Origin of the sequence: Parvimonas parva (assembly GCF_016552165.1) — a bacterium.
Taxonomy (GTDB): domain Bacteria; phylum Bacillota; class Clostridia; order Tissierellales; family Peptoniphilaceae; genus Parvimonas; species Parvimonas parva.
In genome coordinates, this window is the sequence record NZ_JACVDA010000043.1 from 1 (window position 1) to 2,559 (window position 2,559).

The 2,559-nt window shown below is 24.1% G+C and carries 3 protein-coding genes; all 3 read right to left on the reverse strand.

All coding sequences use genetic code 11. The features are described 5' to 3' along the window. Positions 1 to 257: 257 nt before the first annotated feature. A complete protein-coding gene (locus tag IBJ83_RS08275; protein ID WP_201276071.1) occupies positions 258 to 671 on the reverse strand; it encodes a rhodanese-like domain-containing protein in 414 nt (137 codons plus the stop codon). A 100-nt stretch (positions 672 to 771) separates the two neighbouring features. Further along, positions 772 to 1,983, reverse strand: coding sequence for a glycosyltransferase family 4 protein (locus IBJ83_RS08280; RefSeq protein WP_201276072.1), 1,212 nt, complete (start codon positions 1,981 to 1,983; stop codon positions 772 to 774). Between the two features lie 124 nt (positions 1,984 to 2,107). Beyond that, complete coding sequence (rpsT, locus tag IBJ83_RS08285) at positions 2,108 to 2,380, reverse strand: 30S ribosomal protein S20 (RefSeq protein WP_068472506.1); 273 nt, start codon at positions 2,378 to 2,380, stop codon at positions 2,108 to 2,110. Positions 2,381 to 2,559: the final 179 nt, after the last annotated feature.

Sequence of the window (2,559 nt, forward strand, 5' to 3'; positions counted from 1 at the left end):
TGTCAATTACTATTATACCTCTTTGAGATGTTTTTTTCTATTCTTACTGGCTAACTTAATTTTACAATATGGGTTACTATTATTTACAAAAATTTTAATACATAATCATAATAATTAAACTTTATTTTATTAAATATTACTTATAAAATAAGAACTATACCTTTTTACGATAGTTTATTGCCCAGAAACTTTTTTATTTTACAGCAACAAAAAAGTGATGCCTTAACATCACTTTTTTTACTAAATAAAATATTCAACTATTTTACAAGGTCATATTTATATTGTTTAACACCTTGAGCATTGCTTACGTTAGTGTAACCCATTTTTTTCAATTTTTCGAATGCTTGTCCACTTTGTTTACCAGTATTGCAGTATAAGAAGATTTTTGTATCTTTCTTAGGTGCTTTAGCTTCAATATCTTTTTCGATTGATGCTAAAGGAATGTTTATAGCGTTTTTGATATGTCCTTCGTTATATTGTTCAGGTTTTCTAACGTCAATAACTGTAGCACCTTTCTTTTGTTCTTCTAAAAGAACATCACCTTTAACTAAATCGCGTTTTGTTTCTGATTGTTTTTTATCAGTAGTTTTAGTGTCATTCTTTGCTCCACAACCTACTAAAGTAGTTGCAGTAACTAATGATAAAAGTAAAATTTTTGATAATTTTTTCATCAATTTACCTCCTAATTTTTAATCAATAAGATAATATCATAAATTTAGAATAAAGTAAAATTAATTTTCCTTATTTATAATATTTATTGATAAAAATTTTTTATATTATAACATTTTTTATGTTATTACATATATTTTCCCAACTAAATCGCATGATTTTAGATGAAAAATCTTTTTCAAAATTATTTTTATATAGATTATTTATTTGATTTTCTAAAGCTTTACTTAATCTTTCTATATAATCTTCAACTTCACTTTCGATAATTTTATCTGTATCATATAAGCTTGGCATTTTTACAAATTCAATATTTTTAGACTTAACTATATTTTCTCCAACAAAAGTTATAAAATTTTCAAGTTCATTCATAACTACTTTCAATCCACAAGCCATTGCCTCTATTGTTACAAGTGAAAGACCTTCATAAAATGAAGGCATTACAAATATATCACAGGCTCTAAATAAATCAGATATTTCTTTCATAGTCATATAACCATACAGTTTTACATAATCAGACAATTTATTTGAGTAGGAAATAATTTCTTCATATTCTTCACCGGTTCCACTTCCAGCTAAAATCAATTCTATATTATATTTATCTTTTATTTTTTCGAATGCTTTTAATAAATATATTACACCTTTAGCTCTACTAAATTTCCCTGCATAAATTAATTTTAATTTAGAATTTTCATCATATTTTTTATTTTCTTTTTCATAATAGTATTCTAGGTCGTATCCTCCACCTATAACATAAATTTTATCTTTATCATATCCAAAAATCTCAATTATTTCTTCTTTTTGTTTTTCGGATAAACAAAAAATACCACTAAGTTTTGAAATATTTTCACAAATAAAACTTTTATGAATATCATTTTTATATAATTGCCTTAGACAAGTCCCATGACAAAATCCAAAAATTTTACAGTTAAGTTTTAAACTAGCAACTATTGATGACATAATATATAGATGATTTGTAAAAATTATATCAGGATTAAATTCATTTACAACTTCTTTTATTTTATTTTTAAAAACCTCAATATAGCTTTCTAATTTTTCATCAATCAAATTAGAAAAAAGAAAACTCTCATAAGGCATTACATCGCTCATTCCAACAACAGGAAACGGTAATTCATCATTTTTAAATTTTATTACTTCATAATCATCAAAATTAACCTTTATAATGTCATCTTCATTCATGCAACATAAAACTTTTTGTGTAAAACCCATAGCTTTAAAATTTTTATAAACTTGTGTCAAATATATTCCACTGCCAGTTTTTGAAGGATATTGACTAATTAAATGTAAAATTTTCAATTTAGCACCTCTCTATAAATAAAATACTATTTGTCTAAAATTATATCATACTCATATAAAAAAGTAAAAAAAAAAAAGCTCCACACGGAGCAAATATAATGTGTTGGATCCATACACACTATATTTACGCTTGTGTTGAAGCTTGGTGTAATTTCTTGCTTAATTTACTAACTTGTCTTGAAGCAGCATTTTTATGAAAAACACTATTAACTGTAGCTTGTTTAAGTCTCTTATCAATAGTTTTTAATAATTCATTAGCAGTTTCTAAATTACTTTCTTCTAAAGCTACATTGAATTTCTTAATGTAAGTCTTTATTTCAGATTTTCTACTTTTATTTTTAAGAGTTTGTTTTTTAGTAACATCTATTCTCTTAAGTGCTGATTTAATATTTGCCATTCTTTTCACCTCCTCAAAAATAACATTAATATTATACTACAAACATATAAACTTTTCAAGTCTTTTTTTCATAATTTAATAAAGAAAAAGAACCAAAATTTAAACCCATATTGTAAAATTAAGTTAGCCAGTAAGAATAGAAAAAAACATCTCAAAGAGGTATAATAGTAATTGACAAA